The sequence below is a fragment of the secondary endosymbiont of Heteropsylla cubana genome (genome assembly GCF_000287355.1).
GTDB lineage: Bacteria > Pseudomonadota > Gammaproteobacteria > Enterobacterales > Enterobacteriaceae.
Window position 1 is genome coordinate 629,020 of sequence record NC_018420.1, and the last position, 24,409, is coordinate 653,428.

The window sequence follows — 24,409 nt, forward strand, 5'->3', positions numbered from 1 at the left end:
ATGTAGCATAAACCACTTAAAGATTTCAGGGAAATAGTGAAATCTTAGGAAGCAAGATATTCATCATCTTTTGTAATAGTCATAGACTGAATAAAAAATTTAGCATCACATAATTTATAATTAATATTAATTTAGTTAAAAAGATGAGGATTGTTTTATTTTACACAAATGGTAGAAATAAACAAGTCACTTACTTACCATTATAGAAAAATCTTGATAAAAGTAAGTTGCCTATTATCAGTTAGTTAATAATTAAAAGTTTACCAAAAACAGTAATATTTAGATAAAAATTATTTTTTATTGATAATTAAATTCGCGTGTAGTTTATTTCTATGAACTAGATTCATTCATAAATCTTTTAGTCTAACTAAATAATGATAGTAAAATAATGAACTATTAAAAAAATAGTTAATAACTTTATTTTTTTGGAGATTTTATAACAGATTAATTTCTAAAATATAAAAATAATCTAATTTTTTATAAAAATATGTAATTATTTTATTTATACAATAGAATTAATTTATAGAGAAAAATTAGTTTTTTAAGATATATCTGTTCGAAACAATGAAAGAAAGTTTATAAATGACATTTAATCATTCTGAAATTATAAGAAGATTAGTAGAGTGTTATTTATGATTGTATTAATGACCATTAGATTAATAATATTATAGATAAATATTATTTAAATATTAATGCAATATAAGTAACAGTTTTTATTAGAAGGTACAACAATTCTTACTACCTGCGGGAGTATTTTAATGTTTTTACAGAAAATAGGCGTCATCGGTATGGGAGTGATGGGGAGAAACTTAGCAATTAATATTGAGAGTCGTGGTTACAGTGTATCGATTTTCAATCGTTCTAAAAAAAAGACAGATGATGTGGTAGCGAGTAATTTAGGAAAAAAATTAATACCTTATTATAACTTAAAAGAATTTGTAAGTTCACTAGAAAAACCGCGCTGCATTCTATTAATGGTACCAGCGGGTAAAGATACAGATAAAAGTATTGACTCATTAAGACCTTTCTTGGAAAGAGGTGATATACTAATAGATGGTGGTAATACATTTTATAAAGATACCATTAGTCGTACTAAGACTTTGTTAAAAGAAGGAGTGTACCTGATTGGCATGGGTATTTCTGGAGGTGAAGAGGGCGCCTTGAAAGGACCTTCTTTAATGCCAAGTGGTTCAAAACAAGCTTATGAGCATATATCACCCATTTTAAAAAAAATCGCTGCACGATTCAATGGGGAACCTTGTGTTACATATATTGGTTCCGCTGGTTCTGGTCATTATGTAAAAATGGTGCATAATGGTATTGAGTATGGGGATATGCAATTAATTGCCGAATCTTATTCGGTTTTAAAAAATGGATTAGAGTTAAATAATGATGAGTTATCAAGTATATTTAATAAGTGGAATGAAGGAGAGTTGAACAGTTATCTAATAGGTATTACAAAAAATATTCTTATAAAGAAAGATAAATATGGATGTTATCTGCTCGACTTTATTCGAGACGAAGCAGAAAATAAAGGTACTGGACAATGGATTTCTCAAAGCGCTTTAGAATTAGAGGAACCATTAAGTTTGATTACGGAATCAGTATTTGCTCGTCATCTCTCTTTATTTAAACAGCAGCGGATCACTGCTTCTAAAGTCCTGATCGGTCCTAAGAAAAAAGTATTTTTCGGTGAAAAGTCATCATTTATTGAAAAAGTGCGTCGTGCGCTTTATTTAGGAAAAATTGTTTCTTATTCTCAAGGTTTTTCTCAACTAAAATCAGCTTCTGAAAAAAATAGTTGGAATGTAAATTACGCAAATATTGCGAGAATATTTCGATCTGGTTGCATTATTCAGGCTCAGTTTCTTCAAAAAATTGTTGATGTCTATATCGTAGATCCGGAAACTAGTAACTTAATTTTGGCTCCCTACTTTAAAAAAATTACTAATGACTATCAGAAGGCATTACGTGATGTAGTAATCTATGCCATTGAAAATGGTATACCAATGCCGACTTTTTCTTCAGCTATTGCTTATTATGATAGTTATAGATCTGCAATCTTGCCTGCTAATCTTATTCAGGCTCAACGAGACTATTTTGGTTCTCATACATATAAGCGTATTGATCAAGAAGGAGATTTTCATACGCAATGGTTATTATCAGGCGAGTAATCTTTTTAAATTAGATATAATAATATATAGTACATAAAAATTAATAGATTATATGTCTTTAGATACTTTATAAAAAAATAACATCATTATAATAATGATCTGATGAGCTAACTCTAATTATTTATGGAGGATGGGTTATGAAAATGATTGTTTAAAATACAGTAAAACAATGAATGTTATAAACTTTATAAAAGTTAACTGATTAAATTTCAGTTGTTTTTGATTTTTTATATAACATATAAATATATGCCGTGTTTTTCTTGATTTGAAAAATTGATTAATTAGTATGTTATAAAAGCACGTTTATTAAAAACGAATGTGTGAAGGTGCCGTAATTCATAAGAAATTACTAATAAAAATAATTTCTTAAAAAGATGGGGTTGTAGTTGGTCTATAGGCTATAAGCCTAATATAGCTTATAATTTTAAATTATAGTAGTAGATGTGTTGCTATTTATATCCCATTCTTCGGTTAGATTTTAAGAAATAGTGGTGAAATTATAATATTCAGTGGAACCTGTATAAAGAATTGTATTTTAATTTTGATGTTATGTATAGGAAATACCCTTCTCTCTACCATATAGAAAGAATTAAAATCTAATTTTAATGTTATTAAGAATGCTAATAATTAATTAAGTGTTTTTCAATAAAACAATTAAAAAAAGTTATAGGTTCAAATAAGGATATCCAGTTAAGTGGATATATTTTACTATACCCTAAAGACTTGAATATATGAACTACATAAGACTAAATTTACAAATGGCTTGTGAGGAAGTTAATGGTGTGCCTAAAAAAAGAGATTTTCTTCGCTGGCTTTATGGAATGCTTTCATTATTCAAAAAACAGGTTGAAATTACAATTCGGGTTGTAGATGAACCTGAAATCTACGCGTTAAATATGATGTATCGTGGTAAAAATCAGACAACTAATGTGTTATCCTTTCCATGTAATGTATTTGAAGAAATTAAACTGCCGTTGTTAGGAGATCTAGTGATTTGTCGTCAAATAGTAGAACGCCAAGCATATCAGCAAGAAAAATTGCTAGAATCGCATTGGGCTCATATGGTTATTCATGGTTCGCTTCATTTATTAGGATATGATCACGTTAAGATTAAAGAAGCATACAATATGGAATCATTGGAAATTAAGATAATGAATGAGCTTGGTTATCAAAATCCTTATTATTTAAAATAATCGCTGTATTTTCTAAAATAATAATTCAAGCATTTATACTAGATATGTTGTTTGTTTTTCATAACATTAGTATCATAATAATATTGTTATTTTAAGAGTTTAATTTTAAATTACAGCATGAATTTTTAGAAATCAATACATTGATTAAGGATAAAATTCTTAAAAGAATTAAGTTTTTCTCAATGTTCTTATTTAATAAATTTTATTATTTTTCTATTTGCATAAATACTCAATGCTGATACTTATTGTTCATATACTAATGTAAATATCAACTGAATTGACATTAAAAAGTATATTTTTACAAATTTCTTTTTATATGTGAAAAGGGTTACTAATTAATTTAATCTACCGAGTTCTTTGATGAGAGAGTTGCTAGATATTTTCTTAAAAAAATCACCCTAGAACTTAAAATAAATATAAAAGAAGGAATGTAATTTCTACTTTATAAGGTTAACAGGGGAAAAATATTTTTACTTGGTATAGTAAAGTAATTTATGTGATTCAATTAATAGAAGAAAAACTTTATAAGTTAGATGTTGATTTTTAATAGAAAAGTGATAGCTTTTTTTATCAATTCAACTATATAGATATAGTCTAATTCCAATTACGATTTTTTTATAAAAAAATAATTTTTATTTTTTAAAAATAAAAATATCACTAATATATAAATGTATTATTTTTTTCTGTTTTCAGAAAAATAAAATAACTTTAGCTACATTCTTTTTTTTGTAGCGTCTATCGCTTAAATTTTATCTAAGTGTTTTAATTTTTCCTTTTTATCTAAAGTTTTTTTACTGCCAGGATAGTATTTTTTTTCTTATTAGGAGATTACTTCATGTTATATCAACCTCCTTTTCCTTCACGTTTACCTTCGCATTCTGCCGAGCTTCCATTAACTCTAATTTCTCTAGAAGATTGGGTATTAGTTATGTTGAATGGTAAAGATACTATTAAGTATCTTCAAGGGCAGTTGACCTGTGATGTTTGTTCATTAAAAGGCAACCAATTTTGTTTTTCAGCTCACTGTAACCCTAAAGGTAAAATGTTAAGTTATCTATGTGTATTTCATTATTATGATGGAATTGGATTATTTGAACGACGTAGTGTACTAGACTTTCAGTTAAAAGAAATGAAAAAATATGCCGTTTTTTCTAAAACTAGAATCATTGTTAATGATAGTGTTGTATTATTAGGTTTAGCTGGTTTTCAAGCAAGGGTTGCAATGAATAAATTGTTTACTGTTTTACCCGATATCAGTTGTCCTGTTGTATATCATCAGAATACAACAGTTCTTTATTTTAATCTTCCAAAGCCGCGTTTTTTATTAATAACAACGCCAACTATATGTGATATGTTTCAAAAAATACTGATGGGGCAAGTTCAACTGAATAATAGTCAACAATGGTTATCTTTAGAAATAGAAGCAGGTTATCCAATAATCGATAGTGCTAATGTCGAAGAATTTATTCCTCAAGCGGTTAATATACAAGCACTTGGTGGTATCAGCTTTACAAAGGGGTGTTATATAGGACAAGAAATAGTCGCAAGAGCTAAATATCGTGGAGCTAATAATCGCGCTCTTTATTGGTGTTCAGGTGTTTCTAGCTATCTTCCTGATATTGGTGACAGTTTAGAACTTAAAATAGGAAACAATTGGAAACCTACGGGTAAGGTGTTGGCAGCTTGTCGATTAAAAAATAATATAATCTATGTGCAAGTTGTATTAAATAATACATTATTATACGATAGCATTTTAAGGGTAGTTGGCGACAATGCCTGTACCCTCTTCGTTCAGACCTTACCTTACATGCTTTGTTAATTAAATTTGTGCATCTGTCCATATAAAGATGCTTTTTAGCAAAAGTACTTCTTCTATTCAACCATATAATAATTTTGATATTAATTTTTCTTGCATTCTTCTTGATAATGTTATTTCTGATAACAAAAGTAGGTTCATGTGGGGGAAGTATTAATTTTTCCTATAAAAAAGAAGCATTAAAATTTTTTTTAAAAGAGCACTAAAGTGCTTGTTCTTGGTTTTAAAAACTGAGACTATTTAGCAGTTTTGTCCTGCATGGATAAAAAAATGACTTAGCATGTTCTCTCTAAGAGAAAAACACACTAAAAATAGATTTATAAAACTTTTAGATAGAATGATAAATTACTGATGGTAAGGTGTCATCAGTGCTTATTGTCATGATTTCACAACCATTTTTTATTACTACGACTGTATGCTCATACTGTGCCGATAAACTATGATCCTTGGTTTTGACAGTCCAGCCATCTTTCATGATACGAATACGGCGATCACCTGCATTTACCATAGGTTCAATAGTAAAAGCCATGCCGGGTTCTAATATCACGCCACCGTCTTCTGCATCATAATGCAACACCTGCGGCTCTTCATGAAATTTTTTTCCAATACCATGGCCACAGTACTCCCGAACTAGTGAGAAATTTCTTTCTTCAACAAATTTTTGTATAGCTTTACCTAATGATCGCAATCGGATACCTGGTTTAATCATACGAATTGCAAGATAAAGACTATCTTTGGTTACCTGGCATAAACGTTTTCCCATGATAGTTGGTCTCCCTACAAAGAACATTCGAGATGCGTCTCCATGAAACCCGTCTTTTATAACGGTGACATCAATATTAAGAATATCACCTTCTTTAAGTTTTTTTTTATCACTGGGAATTCCGTGACAAACAACTTCATTAACCGAAATACAAACTGATTTTGGAAAAGAGTGATAGCCCAGCGAAGCGGAAATAGCATGTTGTTTCTCAGTAATATATTGATGACATAAACGATCTAATTCTCCAGTACTAATATTAGGTTTGATATAAGGTTTAATCATATCTAATACTTCAGCAGCTAGTTGGCCAGCAACGCGCATTTTTTCGATATCATGTGTTGTTTTTATAGAAATAGCCATAATAAAGACCTACATTCGCTATTAATTTAAATAATGATAAATAATATCGAATAAATTAGCGAATGAGATTAATGTTTGTTTGATTGAATTAACTAAATAATTTTTATTTTATGGCAACCATATGATTCTTGTAATTTTTAGAGATTATTATCTGAATACAATACTTTTTTTTATTGTAACAGTGCTTTATTTATAAAATATCTGTTTAAGTAAAACATTTTTATAATATTTTTTAATAATTTCAAAATTATATTAGTTAACTAAAATCTCCAAATGAGATACTTGTCGATTTTTCTAATTAAATGTATTGATAAATAAGTATGTGAATACTATAGTGCTTATATAAGTTTAAAATAGTTCTATTGAATTTGTTTTAAGCAGATAAAGTTTATATTATAACATTTAGGTATAAAAATGTAGCTGTAATAAACCCGATCTTTTATGTCGATTATATCATAATTTAAATTGTTTTATGAAGGTAATAAGAGAGAATTTATCAAAAGATTAATTGACGGATCTAAAATCAGATCGTAATCACATAGAAGTAGAAGATAATATAAAACATGAGATTTTTTATTGGCTTCAGAGAATGATTTGAAAAGAATTAATTAGTATTTATAGTTCTTTTTAAGAAAATGTTTTTTAATTAAGAAGAAGAAAGTTATTTTTTCTTATATTTAAGATAATTAGTATAATTTTTGATAAAAATAATGCTTTAAATAAAAAAGTTATTAATTTTAATAAATTAATAAAAAGATTGAATATACAACAAAGAAAAGTATATTTTTTTTAAATTTTTGTTATATTTAATTTTTAAAATTTTTATAGAAGATCTCTTCTATAATAAAGAAAAAAATGCTTAATATCATGTTAATAATTTATTCTTACATTGGTAAGAATAAAAACTATTGCTAAAAAATGTTATAATTAGCGGAAGTGAAATTGTGATCAATATAACTGGATAAAGATTTTTTTTTAATTATTGTTTTTTTTTTGAGAAATTGATTCTTTTTAGATAAGTTTTTTTAATCAAAAAAATATTAATTTATATAATTAATAATTAAAATAAATTAACTTTAATTTAGGCATAGTGCATTTGTTATGTTACCTATATTTTCTATTATTTATACTGTTTGATCTTTGAATATCCTGATCTCACAAAAGTCGTCGGTATTTTATCTATAGATAACAAATATAAATGATGTTTCATATTATCTACTATTTAGTACTACAGTTAATTGTTTTTTTTAAAACGTGATCCACTTAATTGGCTAATTAATCTTTTTTTTTAAAACTGTAAAATATTATATGGACAAAAGTGAAATAAAATTAATACTAATGAAAGCTTTAGTATTAGATGAAGTGCATGTGAGTGGAAATGGTAATCATTTTCATGTTATCGCTGTTAGTGAGCAATTTAATGGTATGAGTGAGGTAAAAAAACAGAAGATAATATATGCACCATTAGTAAAGTATATTTTAGATAATCGCATCCATGCTTTAACAATTAAGGCATGTACTCCTAATGAGTGGAAGGGTGATAGTAATAATCGAAATAGTTTTTAAATGCAATCTTTTTTTTAATTAACTGCCTTTTCGTGTAATACAGAGAGAAATCTTGATGGATAAATTTAGGATCCAGGGTCCTACTCAGTTAAGCGGTGAAATTACTATTTCTGGTGCTAAAAATGCCGCTTTGCCTATCCTTTTTTCAGCTTTGCTTACTGAAAAACCTGTAGAAATCAAAAATGTTCCAAAATTAAAAGATATTGATCTCACTCTGCAATTGCTTGCTCATCTTGGTGCAAAAGTAAAACGTAATGAATCAGTTTATGTAGATGCTAGTTACGTTAATGTTTACTCTGTACCTTATGAGTTAGTAAAAACCATGCGTGCATCTATTTGGGCATTAGGACCTTTAGTGGCGCGCTTTGGTCAAGGAAAAGTATCTTTACCTGGTGGGTGTCCTATCGGTACACGTCCTGTAGATTTGCATATTCGTGGGTTAGAGCAGTTAGGTGCTACTGTTCAATTAGAAAAGGGTTATATTAAAGCATCAGTAAATGATGGTTTACATTGTGCGCATATTGTTATGGATAAAATAAGTGTAGGGGCGACAGTAACAATTATGGGTGCGGCGACATTAGCTACAGGTACTACAGTTATAAAAAATGCAGCTAGAGAGCCAGAAATTGTTGATACCGCTAATTTTCTCATTACTTTAGGAGCGAAAATCAGTGGTGCTGGGACCGATACAATTATAATAAAAGGGGTTACACGTCTTGGAGGTGGTGTTTATCGTGTCTTACCAGATCGTATAGAAACAGGTACATTTTTGGCAGCAGCAGCTGTTTCTCGCGGAAGAGTGATTTGTCATAATACCTGCCCTAATATAGTAGAACCTGTGTTACTAAAATTACGAGAAGCAGGTGCTGATATTAGTGTTGGAAAAGATTGGATAAGTTTAGATATGCACTCTCAGAGACCAAAAGCAGTTATGGTGCACACTGCTCCACATCCTGGGTTTCCTACCGATATGCAAGCACAGTTTAGTTTGCTAAATTTAGTAGCCAAGGGAACTGGTTGTATTACAGAAACGATCTTTGAAAATCGATTTATGCACGTTCCTCAATTAATTCGCATGGGAGCACAAGCAGAAATAAAAAGTAATACTATTATTTGTCGTGGTGTAGAGACATTATCAGGAGCAAAAGTAATAGCAAGTGATTTGCGTGCATCAGTCAGTTTAGTATTAGCGGGTTGTATAGCTAAGGGAATAACCATAGTAGATCGAATTTATCATATTGATCGCGGGTATGCCTGTATTGAAGAAAAATTACGAAGTATGGGGGCTAATATTGAAAGGATTTAGTAGATAGTAAATCTACTTTCTATTAAGAAGTTTTTATTTTTTTTATTCTAGCATATTTGTGCAATTGTTTGTTAATTTTTACTGGATATTTTCCATATCACTTGTACGATCTGTATGCATCAAATATATAAAAATATTTTTAACTATTTTTGAGTTCAACGTAATCATTAATTTAATATGAGTTGAAAATATCAATTAATAAAATAGATTTATTATATTAGGCATTTTCAATAGAAATGTTATAATATGTTATTTTATTTAAATTGATCGATTTACTTGGAAATTTATTGTTTTTATAAATAAAGTCAATAGACTGTTAATAAACAAATAAAGAATGACCGTGATGTAGAAAATTATTCCATCATAAGTGCGATCATACAGGATTTGACTTTGTCAAATAATATCTATGAGAGTAATAATGTAGAACAATACAGTATTTTAAAAGATTATCACCATATTTTTATTAAAGAAATCTGAAAAATACGTTTAATAATAAGTGGCGGTAGAAGATATACCGGTTGACATGCACTTTTTTCGTAGTTCAGCGTAAGATTACCATTGTTCAGGTGGAATAGTGCTCATTATACGAAAAAAATAGTTAGGTTCTATAAAAATCAATGTTTAATGATAACGTGATTGTGTTGCACATATCTAATTTTGATAAAGTAATCTTTAGAATTAAGGAATTTTATATGAGCCAAAAATTGGCTATGTTCGTAGTATATTAACGATTTGTTTTATATTAATTATAGGGTTTTAGTGAAGATTGCGATATAGATAGTGATGAGCTTTGACAACAAAAACATGCGCATTATTCGAATAATGATAAAAATATCATTAATAGTAATGACATTACTATAAAATCATAATCGAGAGAGACAAGTTGATAGGGATTTAAGATAATATTTTTAATGAATAATAAATTATTTAAATACTTTTAAAGCGATTGGTTCTTCAATTTGAGTTTTTAATAACACGTGGTAACAAAGAATAATAAGTAAATAAATATCAACCATTGTTCACATACCAATTAAAAGATTATTGGGTTACTATAATAATAGTTTTTTTATTTAAAACATTACTTCGCTGACGCCAATTAATAATATAAAATCAATATTTATCAATGAAGTAATCTATTGGTCCTCGAAATAGATAATAATGTTATATCATATTTTTATAGTAAAGTTATTTAGAAGTACGTTGCAACATTAGTTATTTTTTTAATCGCTTATTTTTTTTTTGATTTCCATCACTTTTATCTACTTTTCAATAGATTTTATAGCCATATTTGATAGGCGCCTAAGATCCATATAATAATGTTAATGTGACAAATTTAAAAAAATGACTAGTATCAAAAATTTTAACTGAATAACGAAATCATAATAAATAAATCTTAATTTTGTTATTATGTTTATTACTAAAATAATTAATAATTTTAATATTACAAAATAAATAAATATTATTAATAATACTTTATATAAAGTCTTATGGTATCATTATAAATGTTCTAGTTTTAATCTAAAAAATATTATATCAATTCTAGAGGTAGGATTTTAATAACTAAAATAAGTCTGATTACCATTGAATTTATAGCTAGCAAATTAGTTATTTCTAGTAGTGATAGTAATGAGTTTTTATCAAGATAATTTATTTAGTAGACCATATTTTAAAGGTATAATAACCAATGTTATTTTTTTAGGTGTTCTAACATATTCTGTTAAAATTATTTAGCAACGTTATATTATTAAGTTAAACTTAGATACTAAGATCCTATCTAAAAATAATCTTTATTTTTTACTCTTTCTGAAAAGGTTATAAAGTTGTGATGTTTGATTAAATCTTCATTGATAACAGCAATGTCTTTAAATACGCTTTATATCCGCCTATTTCATAAACTAAAATAGAATTTTATTAACTATATCATATGATATCAAAATAATTTTCAGGATGTTTTTTTTATATTGGGTGTTTCTGAATGGTGGAGTTGTTTTGTGTTTCGAAACTTTAACCAGATAGAGATGACTGTTTCTTAATGCATCTTTCTTGGTGATGAAAGGTGCTGAGTTTTTATGGTGTAGGTCTATAAAGGTTATTTGTTTCAGCCTATCTAAAGTAATATCTCTATCAGAAATTATATTGTCATATCGATAAAAGTAGAAACTAGAATTTAATAAATAAATACCTGATTACTGAAAGTGTAATTTGTTTGTGTTTTTTATATAGGCATTTAGCTTAGCTTAATACTAAAACCATGGTTCTATTATTAAAACCTATAGACTCAAATGGTTTATGAATTGCTTCAGAAAGAAAAACGTAGAGTTTTTTTGTGGAGCTGTTAGTCTTCATACACATAGTAATCAATAATATACTAAAGAAGATTTATTTATTTTTGACATTTTTTCTAGAAAAGATTAATTAGGTGACTACTGATAATCACTAATGTTTATTACTATTAAAAAGATCTTTATCATCTTATTCTATAATGGATTTATTTTTTATATACTTACTCGGATAATTACTTGCATTTGACCCTCTGCTTAATGAGCAACAATTATTTAAGTGATGCATATTCTAAATCTTATGCATGATGTTGACCATTTTAACTAGTATAGTCGGTTTCAGAGTTAATGTTAGTTCATTAAATAATAAAATTTTGGTTCTATCATGACTTCCTTAGCAATAGCTAATCGTTATTTCTCTATCCAGATGGATGTAATGAAAAACATTTAGTATAATTGATTAGATAAAGACCTTTCAGCAATTTGTTTGCGAATATGTTAGCTTTGTAACGTTTTAGTCCACAATCTTATCAAGATGTGGTAATAAAAATTATGGCGAATTATTAAAATGGTCCATAAATAGCATCTGTTGAAATACTATTTTAATAATTTTGCGTAGTGTTTGCGGATAAATTTAAAATCGAGGGGGGGGGTAAGGTTAAAATTGAAATACTTATTAGTATTCTAATTTTTAGTTCATTGCTGTTGGGGATTTTTAGCAAACTAAAGACATGTAAGAGTAAATTGTTTCCGGAAGTGATCGGGCTCATTTATACTAATGTATCTCCTTCTTGGAAGATTAAATTGATATAAAAAGTACTTGATAGGATTATTAAAAATAATTGATATATTTGAGTCGAATGCTAATTAGCATGGACTTAAAAACCATTAGAAATGACAACGTTTCTTTTTTTTTAATAAATATAAATTATATTCTATTGGATTTGAATAAGATAATAGAGTATAATTTATATTTCTAATTATAAATACGGTGATTTTTCTTGTAGAGACGTTTAGATGATTTTGAAAAAATGTTAATTTTTTAAATAGATATAAAAAAATATACGGAAAAATTTCTTGTTTTATCGTTTTTATATTTATAAAACTATTGATCTAAATAATGTTGAATGGTTTATTTTTTTATAATTTAGACATGTTGATTGACGTTATTTTTAATAATACTTAAACTGGTACTAAAAATTTAGATTTCTAATTAATGAGAATGCAAATAAAAATTTTACTTTTAAATAAAAATTAATTTTTATGTAGAAGATTAAAGTTACTTTCTTCATTAGAAGAATTAAGAAGTAAATAAATAAAAGGTAATAGTACAGTTTTATTTAAAAAAACAAAATAAAGTAAAATATCATTTTAAGAAATATTAAATAATCAAATTATTTATTGTGATAGTTCTTATTTTTTAGGTTGATATAATACATTAAATTAAAAATGTTATAATACTAATATAAAGATATTGTAAAATAAATACGACTGTTAATGCGGATTATTTTTCTGAATAAGGGTCAAAATGTATATTAATGGTTTTAGCATTGATACAAGAATATTCGGAAATAATAACATTCAGAATAAAATCGAATTATCATCAATGATATGAGGATTTATTTTAAAAACAGATATATGTTTATTAAATATCGTTATTATAAACAAAAGTAGATTTTATGCTATAAAAAAATAAATTAGTGAAATAATTAACTTCATTAAAAAAAACACTGTTTTTGTAAAAATATAGCAAGATGGATATTTTTTTTAAAAAACTATTAGATAGTAATTACTTTCAATGAATTTTTCTTTAAAAATGTGTTTTTTTACATAAAAATATGTTTTAAGTTAGTTTATTGCTAAATTTTCTTACGATTTATCTTATAGACAAGAAAAGAGACGATATGTCGTTCGACAATATATTTTATATGGCTGTTTACATATTTTTAATATATAAATAAAAGTCTATTTAATAGATAGGATTTACTAAAATAAATTACCAATCAGAAAAAAAATATATCTATTCCATTATTAAAAATATAAGAGTATATTAATAAGAATTTATTTAAGTAGCATGTAAATATACATCCGTAGCTCAGTTGGTTAGAGTGCTATCTTGACATGGTAGAGGGCGGTGGTTCAAATCCACTCGGATGTACCAGTTGTTCTTTTTCAGATGTATCTGACTTGATCAATTTATTAAAGAATGTCATACATTTATAGTTTTATTTTTAACAAAATATTAACGTTTTCAATATCTATTATGTGAATTGATTATGCGTTTTTCGTCAGTATTAATTAAAAATTATGCTTATTTCTTATATCGTCATTAAACCTTTGACGTATTTTTTTTATGACTATTCTTTTTTTTCTGATTATTTTAAATAATAAGGAAATGGTTTTTTTTTAAAGGGTATTGATTTCATTCTTATGGCGCTTTTTTAAAAAAATAATTTTTTTTGTTTTTCTAATAACTAAATTGTGATAATGAGAGATGTAAATTTAAATTTATTGGTCAGTTATCTTTTAAATTTTAATTAAATCTCTATTTTTTTTATTTCTATGGCGCATCATTTAGCGATTAGTTAATATAGATAATCGAAATATATAATATGATATGTTATCAATATTATTTTTTTTAAAATAAACACCTTTATATTAATAAAATATTTTATTTAAATTAAACAACTAAAAAAAGAATTTAGTCATTGATAGTTCTTTTATATTTTTTTAAATAAAGATATTACCTGCTAATAGTAACTGTTTTAATTTTTTTCTTAAAAATTATATTTTTTTAATAAAAACTAATTTTTAATAATATTATTATTTTTTCATTTAAAATTTAGAAGTAATGTTGAGAATTAAGACGATAAGTTTATTGATTTGATATTTTTAAATTAGTAGAGTACTTTTTCTTATAAAATATTTTTTTATTTAATTTATTTTTATATAAAATTTAAAAATCGTTAAATAATTTAAATATAATCTTAATATTTTTATGTATATAGATATTGCTTTAAAGTTTATTATAACTTTAGTCTTTTTTTTCTTTTTAAGTATTGGAAGATGTGTTAATTTTTTTAAATTGTATTTAATTCACATTAAACTAATAGTTTTTAATAATATTTTTTGTTAGATCAGAATGAGAGCGATTAAAATCGTAAAAATAGATGTACAATTAATTGTTTTTTTTAGAAGATTAAAGTTGGAAAAAATAAAAATTTTTAGAAATTAGTATAAAAATTAATATTTATGTTTTTATCATAAGAGTGGGATATACAATTAAGTGATATATGTTTATATATAAATTATAATTTATAAGATTAACGTGTATTAATGTGTTTCTCTGCTACTGGAATGTTGACTCTCTACCAGAGCATAAGCCCTAATACGTCAGTATTTGGTAAAATAGTTGAATGAAATTAAATAAAAATATTTAATATTGTCTGTTATCCTGAATTAATCATTAAATAGAAAAATCTAATTTCTTGTAAGAAATGTCACTTAAAAAATAATATAATTTATTACTGCAATAGTAAACAAATTTTTGCAAGTAAGCGTATTAATAAGCGATAATATTCCGTTATAAAAGAAAATTAATTTACTTATTTTTTATTATTTTATGTAACTACGCTGTATATATAACGTTTATAGAATGACGACAACTTTAAAAAAATAAATTTTTTATATTTTAATCAAATAGAAAGTTTTATCAAATATAAGATTTACCCTCTTAGGGAGTAGGATAACTTATTGTAGAGGTATATATAAAAATTAAAGCTATTCATATAAATAATTGTTTCCATGCAGGGAAAATTAAATTAATATTAGGATTTTTTTTATTAACTGCTTCCTTGAAGGGAGCACTAGAGCATTAAGATATCAAATAAAAATATTTCATATTTTTTTAAAAGATCAATATTTATAATGTTGTATTATCTGAAGTCTTTAAAAAATAAAAAATTGTTTTACTTTCAATGTAAAGTTTAAGTAAGGATGGGTGTTATATATCATGTTCAGATGATTTAATGATTATCGCCATATATATAAAAAGATATCTTTATTATTTAGTTTATTAATTAATAACTTGAATAAAAATTATAATTTGTCTTCTTTAAAAGAAGACCTATGTTTATCTATTTTAGATGTTCTAGAAAGATTATTACAGATTGTTTAGGACATGACAGAGATTTTATTAAAAAATCTTTAGATCACTCATTAATAATTAATTAAAAATAGTGTAAGTTAATTTAGAAATGCTTTTTTTTCTAAATAAATATTATCTATTTAACCACTTAGATGCAATATTTATAATTATTTATGCAAATAAATGAACAGATCGATGAGGGGATTTTATTTAAACCGATATTTTCAAAACAAGGTATATACTTGCTTCTACGTAAAATAAGAGAATTATATTCTCTTAATATTTTTTAGGTGTATAGTTTTATTTTTTTATTTAAATGTTTAAGTAACTTTAGCTAAACATATTGATTCTATTTTTGGCTGCAATGGTGTGCCTATGAATTAATAAAATTGACCTAGTGTTCATTGATAAGGTACGCATTAATATGAATTAAAATAGAATGATGATTCTAATCAATCTAAATCAGAGTTAAGTTTTAATTAAAAATAAGAAATTTAGATAAATTGAATATTGTATGAGTAATAGCTGTAATAGATATATTTTATTTTACTGATAATAGGTATAACTACATTTATTTAATTACATATATTAAATATTAAGGTTATGAAAATAATAAAATCACTTAATATGAATAACAATCATATAACCAATAAACAAAATTGAATATAATAATTTATCTACTAACAGAAGAGCGTGATTACTATATTTCTTTATGCAACAAATTGAAATAGCTCTCTTACATTGAAATATATTTAACATTTTTATTTTCCAATTGAAGAATAAAAAATTCTTTTATCTAAATCTATTTAATTTCGGGTATTTATTATACTCTTTCTTTTGAAGTTCCGGTATTTTTTTTGGAAAAACAGATACTGAAAAACGTGCTGTATTCTAAAGATCGGTATTTTAAGTTAAGAGGTAAATATGATTAAAAAAATTGGTATACTGACAAGTGGTGGTGATTCACCGGGAATGAATGCAGCTATCCGAGGAGTTGTACGGGCATGGCTATCTGAAGGTTTAGAAGTTTACGGCATTTACGATGGCTATTTAGGTCTTTTTCAAGATCGTATGGAAAAATTAGATCGTTATAGTGTCTCAGATATGATTAACCGTGGTGGCACTTTTCTCGGTTCTGCGCGGTTTCCAGAATTTAAAGAAGAAAAAATTCGACTTGTTGCTATTCAAAATATGAGAAAACGTGGTCTAGATGCGTTGGTTGTCATTGGGGGAGATGGATCTTATATGGGGGCTAAACGATTGACGGAAATGGGTTTTCCTTGTATTGGATTGCCGGGTACAATTGATAATGATGTAGCTGGTACCGATTATACTATTGGTTATTTCACTGCTTTAGAAACTGTCGTTGAAGCGATAGATCGACTTCGTGATACGTCTACATCACATCAACGTATTTCTATAGTCGAAGTTATGGGGCGGCATTGTGGGGACCTAACAATGGCGGCAGCTATTGCAGGCGGATGCGAATTTATTATTTTGCCTGAAGAAGAATTTAAACCAGAAAACTTAGTATACGAAATTAAGGCGGGTATCGCTAAGGGTAAAAAACATGCTATTGTTGCTATTACTGAGCATATCTGTGATGTTTCCAAATTAGCACAATATCTTGAACAAAAAACAGGGCGGGAAACACGTGCAACCGTATTAGGTCATATCCAACGCGGTGGTAGCCCAGTCGCTTATGATCGTATTTTAGCATCTCGTATGGGTGCATATTCTATTGAATTGTTATTACAGGGTTACGGTGGTCGGTGTGTTGGGGTGCAAAATGAGCAATTAGTGCATCATAATATTGTTGATGCTTTAAAAAAAATGAAACGTCCTTTCCGTAAAGACATCCTAAAAATAGCAAAAAAGCTTTTTTGATTTTTTTCTTTAACTTAATTTTTTAATGTAAGTGTAATTGCTGCATTGAGATAGATTTATCTATACAACTATGCTCTAATGTTTAGAGGAATATGTTTATCTAAAATTAGATTCATTTTAAAAATAATTATTTATGATAGAAAATTGACATGAATTTTTTCTAAAGATAGAGTTGCTCATAGTAAGTCTTAACAGTATTTTTATATAAAGTTTTTATGTTTCTTCTAACTTATCATATGACGATAATTGCATAGATTTGTTAAAAGCGATAAAAAATACAACGACTTTTCTTTATCTTTGGACATAAAATAAATAAAAATTTGAATTGTCGTTAATTTTGATGATAATTTTATTTAAAACCCCTTGGTCTGAATTTAAAATTATTATGTTATATCATCTTATTTTTAGAGGATGATTATTTTTTTACTTAGGTTTTATTGATTCAGATTTTTACAAATAAACATTAATGATATTGTTATTGTTTTTTTAATAAAAACCGATTATCAATATACTATTGATCCATTTCATACATAAATAAATTTATTATTTTATGATATAATAATACCACAAAATTAATCTAAAGTAAAAATAAGTTGTTCTAAGAACATATACAATTGTTTTTAGTTTAAAATTAAGAAAGTGAGTAATGAATGACCAAAATAACCACTTTTTAAAAAAAGATTAATGTTAAGGATTCTTTGAGCATATTTTAGGAATGGGTACAACAATAATTGTTTTTATAGCATAAAAACATTATGGTCGTAATCATAACATGCTTTATACTATAAACTTTTTAAAAACTTTCTTATATTAAGAAATGTTGTAAATTAAAATCACTTAACAATATCGCCACTGAAGTGGCGACATTAGTTTTCCATAATGTTTATTAGATAATAAGTTATTTGATTAGTAGCATTAATTTAGTAAATTACATTATTTGTTTAGATTTTACTTTCTTTTACTTTAAAATTGCATTTGTTTGCAATTGAATGGCGTTCAACTTTAATAGCTAGGATACAGCGGCCTACAAATAAAAGTTTTATCAAAACTCAAACTTCATCCATCTTATTTAATAGGCAACGTAGACGATCTTGCCAGATGTTTTGTTCTTCTCTAAGTTGTTCATTTTCGCTAACTAGCGTTTCTTGGTTTGTTTTTAACCATTCCATCTCTTTGTTTAGACACTTATTTTTTTCTTTTAGATCTTCTATCTCCATTTGTAAAAGCGTTATTGTGTCAATTGCTTGCTGAACTTTAATTTCTAATTTTTCAAATACTTCAAATGTCATTTATTTTTCCTCAAAAAATAAGAGATTTTGATCAGTGGTGTTGAGGTATTTTTTTATAACTTAAATCACTAGACCGTTAGGTATATCTTTATCTATACTTTACTAATTTATATTAGATGAGAAGTAATTGTATTCTTCCTATATTTATAAAAATTATCGTAATTAAGAACATTATATTCCTTGTCATGATTTTTTTTTGTTTTTTTTGCTAGAAAAGCTTTGTTTTTTTAATAGAGATTTTAGCCAAATTGTTTTTATTTTCTAAATAGTTAACAGTCAAGAATAAAGATTAATTTATTTAACACGACGAATAATGAAAAAGTATAATAATTAATGTATATTAAAATTATTATGTTTATAACATAACTAACATATTCTATTTCACTGCATTGTTTTAGTTAGAGATAAGGTTGTTATATTGTTTTTATAATCTTCTTACTTAAATCATTTTATAATAGATTCATGATTGCATGGATCCATATTTCAAAAAAAAATCGCTAAATGATTACATCAAGCTAGATTTATTCAGTGTGTTTAAGAATTAAATTGTTCTTGTTGATTTAAAATAATATTTTATGATAAATGTCATATAGTCTATGTTTATTCATAGATATAAGGTTTAAATGATGTTTTTTTTAGAATAGAACTTTTAAGTTATCAATTAGTTATGTGATTTAAATTAAGAACGATATGACAATTATTTTTTTAAATCATTTAAGTTTTTATATGTTTTCTTTATGTGCCATAAGTTAAATTATTTTTTTTAAACTCATTGAAATTGTATATATATTATTGAATAATAAAAGATGTCTATCTATTTTTTTATTATCGAAAAAATGCAGTTTAACATATTGGCTATTAATCTGTTTTATTTCGAATTTTTCGAGTAGAATAAATTATTAAATTAGATAACAGCGTAATGTGAATTTTATGAATAGACGATTAATTAACATAAATAACTTCATTTTTTTAGACTTCTTATATTTACACACTAATTTATAGTGAAGTTGTTTTTTTTAATCAATTCTATTTAATTATTTATCTATCCAAGTAAAATTTTATCAATGTTTAATATAATCAACATTCTTAATACTTTGATCACTAAGAATATATACTTTTTAAGTATTTTGTTGTTTGCTTTTGATTTTGTTTTCATATTTTTTAGAACATAAAAACATCAAATAAGTCTTTTAGTTTTAGAGAGCTGATATAAAAACTTTATCTGAAAAAAAATAATTAAAGTTTTTAGATATATTTTATATTTTATTAATAAATATAGTAAGGTTATTAAATTTATATATTAAAAAATTTATTTTATATAAAAATTGTGCTATTAAGTAGATTTTTTTATTCGGTAGATTTTTATCATAGAATATTTAACAATATATACTGCCGTGTATTTAATATGATTTAAATATATTTTTAATGAAATATAACTTTATTTCTGTTAACATTAATATTTAATAAGCGTACTCATAATGTCTAATAAATATTAGACGTTGTAAGAAAATAATGGTTTTTATATAAAATCAACTGCTAGAAATATGTTTTTTTAATGAAAACGATACTCAATAAACGTATAGCTTTAGTAAAATATATCGGCATTATTATCGATAATGAGTAACATTTAAGATAATAATCTTATCATCAGGTTTATTGTTTATAAATTACTAATTTATTTATAATATTTTTAGCTCATAAAGCTAAATTAGGGCTTGATTTGAAGAAATAGTATCAGGTTCTAGTGTATTCAATAACTCGATTACCGGTATTATAAATTTATTTTTTTTTGTGAAATAAGTGATGACTCTTGGAAGGTATGTGAATCTTTACTTGCAATTCTATATAGATGGTTTTTCTGGTTGGTTGAGTTTTGTTTTAGCAAGAGTTTAATTACTTCAGTGGGTATTCCGGCTAAAGTTGCCACTGATATTCCATAGTTTTTATTAACTACCTACCCCTTCTATGTTATGCATAAAATCTATTTTGCTATCATATTCTACTGCGTTTAAGTATAAATTACTTACACTTTTTGCTTTTTCCGATAAAGTAGTTATCTCAAAGTAATGTGTAGCAAATAAAGTCATGGATTTAATATGCATAGTAAGGTGTTTTGAGTGCAAGCCCAGGCTAATGATAAACCATCATAAGTCGATATATTTCGTCCTATTCATCTATTAGTACTGCGCTTTGGTTTATTGCATTGTGTGAAATATTAGAAGTTTAAGTCATCTCAACCATACATGTAGAGCGACTAGAACTGAGATTATCAGTAGCGCTAATCCATATAAAAATTTAATCTATTAGTCCAATAGATTCTTCATCAGCTGGGATAAAACTTTCTATATATGCAAGAATAACAATTAAAACTATTTGTCGCACATAGGTGCTTTTACCGTTTATGTTAGGGCTACTGATAAAATAAACATACGTCGCGTATCTGATAAAAACAATGGATTGGGTATAAAAGGTGTTATTAAAAATTTTTCCACAACTGGATGGCGACCATTTTTTAATATGTATTCCTGGATTGCTGACAATGGTTGGACAGACATAGTTCATTGTTTCTGCGCACTCGACTAAATTAGTTAGTGCATCTAGTGCTTCTAGTGCAGAAGAACTTTTTTTATAACGTTCTTATATGTGGCAAAAATAGCTAAAGCAGTTCTGTGTATAGCACTTTTCCAGTACTAATGATTTATGTTTCGACATAAAAACTTTACCTTCAAATTCTTTCAATTCTGAAACAATACATCGTTCAGAATGTTTTAAAGCCTGACAATAAGTATAATAGATGGGTGCTAGGTGGCTTTGAGTTCGATTAAGTTCAATAAAATATTTATGTATTGAATTAAATCGAACTTTAAGTATTTCTATAATTGAGTTGTTTTTCGTTCTCGAATTTCTAGATGATTTAGATAATCGCTAGCTTCCGAAGACAAGGTGCGTCACTTATCTAGTTTATAGTTATAACTAGGAGCAATAAGACCCTCCATCGAGTAGTAGAATTGGTGGTGTATCTGTGATAGCTTGAACTAATAGGCTATGCAGCATTCCAAATAAGCTTATTCTATCTAACAATTTTTTTAAATAAAGCCTTTTTCTTTGCGAAGGAGAAAATGAATGCGTGGTAATTGTAGAAAAACATTCGGTATCTTCGCTAGATCTGGAGGAGTTGATGAGCAGAGTGCTAAACGAGAACATATTTGCTCGAGATTACCAACTTGATGAAGGAGAGATTATAATGCAAATGTATAATCGTATAGTAAAATAATAATCTCTTGACGATTTGTTAAGATCTTAATGTCTCGTGTCGGGTTTTGTAGCTAGTGTTTTAGCATCCGGCTTCCCATCGGGGTTTCTGTGTGACCTAAAATATTTATTAGGGTATGTTTTTGATTTTCACTTAGATTTTTCGTTAATTCTAAATTTTTCTGTGTTGCGGAATCTATGATTATAACGTCCTTTGAGTTCTGTAAGACAATAGTTTGAATATGAATAAGAGATTTTTTTTGAGTATTTTTAGCGTATTGTACTACATTGCCAGCAGCGCGCAGTGCTAGTCAAGATTTTTCAACGGAAAATCCGGTGAGATCTTTAGTACCAAACTGTAAAACAAGCTGATAATAGAATGTGTCGAGATTAAATTCCTAAGTAGGTCGACGTCGTAATCCTCGACGATCTATAATGAGTGTTATATCTTGTAGGGTTTTTTTTTTGGGCACAAAAGTTCAGAGGGATCAATATGTTCTAATTCTTTTGCCATAGTTTCACGGTTGGCAGGTTTAGATATAAAAAACGACCTGAGGTAAGATCTAATGTAGTGTAACCAAATCTTTATTGTGATCCCCAAAAAGCAGCTAAGAGATTATCTTATCTTTCATTTAATAAAGATTCTTCACTGAAAGCACCCAAGGTTACGATTCGTACTACACAAAACTCTAAGAGTCTTGTTTTTTTTTTGCATCTTTTGTTTGTTCACAAATGGCGATTGATTGTTCATATGCAACTAGATTAGCTAAATAATTGTCTACTGAATTCTATGGAACTCCAGCCATTGGAATTGGTTTTCCGGCGGAAGTTTTTCGTTGAGTTAGATAAATATCCATGAGTTGTGATGCACGTCTTGACATCATCATAAAATAGTTCATAAAAATGTCCCATTCGATAGAATATTAATATATCTGGATGCTGTGCTGTTGCATCATGGGTACATGTGAATTCAAATTTGTAACATAAATTATTGATATAGTTAAAATAATACAAAATTAATTATATTAATCAAATAGTTATATAACTATAGTGTTATATTATGCATTGAGTTTTTAAGCAACTATATATTTATTATTAATGTAAGTGTAACACTTAAAATTTTAGAACAGAGAAAAAGTTTAAAATAACAAAAAAAACAGTTTATTTATATGATATATAATTTTATTAGTTGGATTTTAATAAAAAAATAATTTGATGAATTAGTATTTAAAATTTTTTTGCTAGATAAAAAGAATTTGAGAAGATAAAAACCATATTGGTGTTTAAAGATAATTATGAGCCACTGTGAACAGTAAAATCTATACTTTATTTTTAGTTTGATATAGTTCCCTTGTTTATTATTAAATATCTTGTTCACTAAGTTATTAAGATAACTAGATACTTAAATAGAGAAACAATTTGACATAAAAATATCTATTTTATATTAACAAATAAGATTTTTAATGTTAATTGAACATATTTAAAATTATTTTTTTTAATTAACGTAAAATAAGATAAAATATCATTACTCAATAATAATAGAATGTATATTCTTAAGAAGTTGTGAATATAAATGCTGTTTTTCAACCTTAGTTGCAAACCAAATGTTTTTTTTGGTGTAAATGTAAATTTACAAGATTTTTTATATTAATTAAGAATTAAATTAATTAAAACAAAAAGGAAGATGAGTTAATGATACTTGAAACCCTTGCGATATTTTTGGTTGATCAATATAAAGATGCTAAAAAATATTTAATAGGCTCGTTAAAGTAGATTATTATGATGGGGTTTGGAGGGTAATATAAGATCTGGGTTTTTCATTGGTATTCTTTAAAGCGTTATTTTTATTATAATTTATCATTATCTTATGCATACCATGTTTTCAGATAAACTATCTGATATGTTTTAGATATTTTTTAAGTTATCATTACGTTTTTTTTAGAAAAAACGAATAATTTTTATTTAAAATACGATTTTTACAAAAATATACTTTTTGTTCCGAATATTTAATAAAACATCTGATTAGTAGAATAAATTTTAAAGGATTAAAATGAATGCAAGGATATATCTTTCATCTCTATATAAAAAGAATATTATGAAATGTTTAATTATTAAAAATTTAAGGAAAGAAATATATTGAATCTTTTTTAGTTTTTATGAATATATCGTTCATTTTATTTTTTATTAAACAATTTTATTATTGTGTATCAGGTTTAAAATAGAATCATTTACTTTTTTGTTATCAAAAGATAAAATTTATACGAAAAAGCAATCTTCTAAAGATTATTTAATCTATTTTAAACAAACATGTTGAAAATAATAACAATGATTAATGTGGTGTATTATACAAGTAAAAAAATAAAATAGCTTGCTTATT

At 26.0% G+C, this 24,409-nt stretch carries 8 protein-coding genes, 1 tRNA gene and 1 pseudogene; 7 read left to right on the plus strand and 3 right to left on the minus strand.

What is annotated here, in order from left to right:
* Positions 1-758: 758 nt before the first annotated feature.
* From gndA to ygfZ, 3 genes are all read left to right on the plus strand, one after another.
* A complete protein-coding gene (gndA, locus tag A35E_RS01660; RefSeq protein ID WP_014888947.1) occupies positions 759-2,174 on the plus strand; it encodes an NADP-dependent phosphogluconate dehydrogenase in 1,416 nt (471 codons plus the stop codon).
* Between the two features lie 731 nt (positions 2,175-2,905).
* Complete coding sequence (gene ybeY, locus A35E_RS01665; RefSeq protein ID WP_014888948.1) at positions 2,906-3,367, plus strand: rRNA maturation RNase YbeY; 462 nt, start codon at positions 2,906-2,908, stop codon at positions 3,365-3,367.
* 835 nt (positions 3,368-4,202) lie between these two features.
* Positions 4,203-5,186, plus strand: a complete 984-nt coding sequence (gene ygfZ, locus A35E_RS01670) for a tRNA-modifying protein YgfZ (protein ID WP_014888949.1) — start codon at positions 4,203-4,205, stop codon at positions 5,184-5,186.
* 325 nt (positions 5,187-5,511) lie between these two features.
* On the opposite strand, the gene map is transcribed toward ygfZ, so the two are convergent.
* A complete protein-coding gene (map, locus tag A35E_RS01675; protein WP_014888950.1) occupies positions 5,512-6,306 on the minus strand; it encodes a type I methionyl aminopeptidase in 795 nt (264 codons plus the stop codon).
* A 1,308-nt stretch (positions 6,307-7,614) separates the two neighbouring features.
* Between map and A35E_RS01680 the strand changes: the two genes are divergently transcribed.
* The 4 genes from A35E_RS01680 (at position 7,615) to pfkA (ending at position 17,491) form a co-directional block, all read left to right on the plus strand.
* Complete coding sequence (locus tag A35E_RS01680) at positions 7,615-7,872, plus strand: BolA family protein (RefSeq protein WP_014888951.1); 258 nt, start codon at positions 7,615-7,617, stop codon at positions 7,870-7,872.
* A 55-nt stretch (positions 7,873-7,927) separates the two neighbouring features.
* Complete coding sequence (gene murA / locus A35E_RS01685) at positions 7,928-9,178, plus strand: UDP-N-acetylglucosamine 1-carboxyvinyltransferase (protein WP_014888952.1); 1,251 nt, start codon at positions 7,928-7,930, stop codon at positions 9,176-9,178.
* 4,363 nt (positions 9,179-13,541) lie between these two features.
* Positions 13,542-13,618 (plus strand) — tRNA-Val (locus A35E_RS01690).
* 2,910 nt (positions 13,619-16,528) lie between these two features.
* Positions 16,529-17,491, plus strand: a complete 963-nt coding sequence (gene pfkA / locus A35E_RS01695) for a 6-phosphofructokinase (protein WP_014888953.1) — start codon at positions 16,529-16,531, stop codon at positions 17,489-17,491.
* A 1,049-nt stretch (positions 17,492-18,540) separates the two neighbouring features.
* On the opposite strand, the gene zapB is transcribed toward pfkA, so the two are convergent.
* Together zapB and mutS are read right to left on the minus strand one after the other, a co-directional pair.
* On the minus strand, positions 18,541-18,780 hold the full coding sequence (gene zapB / locus A35E_RS01700; protein WP_014888954.1) for a cell division protein ZapB: 240 nt from the start codon (positions 18,778-18,780) through the stop codon (positions 18,541-18,543).
* Positions 18,781-20,483: 1,703 nt separating this feature from the next.
* Positions 20,484-23,024, minus strand: a pseudogene (gene mutS / locus A35E_RS01705) (DNA mismatch repair protein MutS).
* Positions 23,025-24,409 lie beyond the last annotated feature (1,385 nt).